Origin of the sequence: Pyrobaculum sp. (assembly GCF_049971835.1) — an archaeon.
Classification (GTDB): domain Archaea; phylum Thermoproteota; class Thermoprotei; order Thermoproteales; family Thermoproteaceae; genus Pyrobaculum.
In genome coordinates, this window is the sequence record NZ_JBMFKV010000271.1 from 1 (window position 1) to 2,157 (window position 2,157).

General features: G+C 55.0%; 2 protein-coding genes and 1 pseudogene. All 3 read right to left on the bottom strand.

Annotated features, from left to right (window positions below; all coding sequences use genetic code 11):
* Positions 1-618: pseudogene (locus tag ACP5J3_RS13545) on the bottom strand (hypothetical protein); the annotation flags it as partial.
* Positions 615-1,478 (bottom strand): transposase, encoded by an 864-nt coding sequence (locus ACP5J3_RS13550; RefSeq protein ID WP_428496170.1) that lies wholly within the window; start codon positions 1,476-1,478, stop codon positions 615-617. The gene ACP5J3_RS13550 and the pseudogene ACP5J3_RS13545, both read right to left, overlap by 4 nt.
* Complete coding sequence (locus ACP5J3_RS13555; protein WP_428496171.1) at positions 1,442-1,978, bottom strand: hypothetical protein; 537 nt, start codon at positions 1,976-1,978, stop codon at positions 1,442-1,444. The genes ACP5J3_RS13550 and ACP5J3_RS13555 overlap by 37 nt, the downstream gene beginning before the upstream one ends.
* Positions 1,979-2,157: the final 179 nt, after the last annotated feature.

A 2,157-nucleotide genomic window follows, 5' to 3' on the forward strand; every position in this document is an offset into this window, starting at 1 on the left:
TGCGCCGTAATAGATGATCCACGCTGTGTTGAGGTATTTCTGAACGTCGTCGGCTTTAACAGTAATTTTTCTACCGTCCTTTGGTTTATCTCTTTTCTCTCTGAGTCGAATCCTGGATATTTTTACTTCGTGAGTTGCTAAGGGGATGATATAAAGAGATGCCTCACCTGGCGCCAAGTCGATGTATTCCTCAACCCGTCTACCGCCAACGTAGTCTGGTCGCTTTCTCTTCTTCCGCGATCTCTCCACCGCCTTTAGGTACAGCCATTTATGTGGTTGCAACACGTCTAGAAGCTGGCCGCATCTCCCAGCGGCTTTTACCAGTTCTGCAAAGAGCTCCCTTCCGCCGGATATGTAGAGGTAGTTTTCGCCAGCCTCGATGTGGCTAGGCAACATCTGTGATAATTTGTGTTTCAGCTCCTTTGACAAAGCTATTCGTAGTTTATAGCGCCTCTTCTCTACAAATGACCACTTTACTGAGCCGTCGCCAAGCCACCAAGTCAGTAGAGGCCGGTATTCGCCTTGCTTAAACACCTCAATGGTATATTTAATAGCCTCTATCTTACCCAGCCGCTGGCACCACTGACCTCCTCCCCGCCCCTCTAAGGGGCGGTTCATAGGTGCCCTCTGTCCCCGGCTGGGCTCACCGCCTCCTCGCCCGGCGGGGTCATGAGGCTGGCCCGGGCCAGCACGGCGGGCCTTGGCGCCTCCGCGTCCACAACGGCCTTGGACCACTCCTCTAGGGCTTTTTCGTCCACGGTTGATAGGGCTCTCTTAAGGGCCTCGGCGTATTCCGGCTCTAGCCTCTCCGCGGCTTTTATCAACATGTTAAGGACGGCCGCGACGTCACGGTGAACCCAATGTCCCCTTGGGCAGAGGCCAAGCTTAGGCCCCAGCGGGAAAGAAAGCTCCACGCCGTGTGTGGGGCAGATCTTGGAGTTTCTGTAGGCCGGCACCAGCACAAACCTCAAGCCGCGCTCCGTGGCTTTGTCTTGTACTTTCTCCACAACCGCCTTCATCGGCGTCTGCTTAATGCGGTGCCTCAGCTGGGGACTCTTCTTGCCCTCGACCATCTCCTCTTGCGGTTTCTTGCACACGTTCTCGGTTACGAGAATAGCCACATCCCTCGTAAGCTGATGGGCAATCTTGTTAACGCGGTCCCTCTTCCTATCTCCCTCCCTAAGTCTTTTGACGCGCTTCTTGAATTCTCTCGTCACGGTGCCGGATATCCTCTTGCCGCCGATCTCGATGGACAGCTCCTCGGCCCATCTCCTCCGAATTGCGCCGTAGCGCCTGGCCAATCTGCCGAAATCGGTCTTGATCACTCTTATCGAGATGGACGGCTGGATCCACTGCCTGTTCCACTGAGTAACTTTCTCCACGGCGATCTTTAGATCGATCCGAGCCACAACCACAGTGTTCTCGTTGACATCGAAGGCAGTTACAGCAACGGGCTCCTTCTCCGTCTCGGGCTCCACCTCGTATATAAAGACGGCGTATACCCTGTCTCCGACGCGTTTAAGGCGTATCGTGCTTGCACGCTTGGCCCTTCCCGTTCTGACCACTCAAAGAGCCAGAACCTCTTGTGCGGCCACAGCTCTACCACATGCCTACCGTACATGAGGCGTAGGGAAACTGCAGTCAGACCCTCCATGCGCCAAGCCCTTTCGTCTGCGTACGGCGCCGCGCGCCTAACCGCGGGAGGCCTCCCTCCCGCCTCGGCCCAGGCGTTGTAGGTCTCGATCGCTTCCTTGACGGCTTGCTGGGCGTATGCAAACGGCAGGCTGAGCCGCTTCACTGCCTCCTTTACCTCGTGCCACGCCTTGTAGTCGCTGGCTCTCCTCCCTCTGTAGTTCTGGACTAGATACTCCGCCACGGCTTTTTTCGCCCGCCTATACGCCTTCTCTAGCTCTAGGTAGTCCAGAAGCTGGTTACCGTCAAGCAGAAGCGGAACTGCCACAGAGCGCCTAACCACCATGCTTAAATTGAGACTCCGTTAAAAGCCTTACCCCGCCCTAAAGGGCGAGGTTTGCAACCGCCTTAATCAACGCTGGATATGAAAAATATAGGCGAGATCCCCCTCTTTGTCAGAGTGTAGAAAGTTTAAAAATACATGTTCAGTAGTAGAAATATGTCGGAGATAAAGGGGCCGTACCT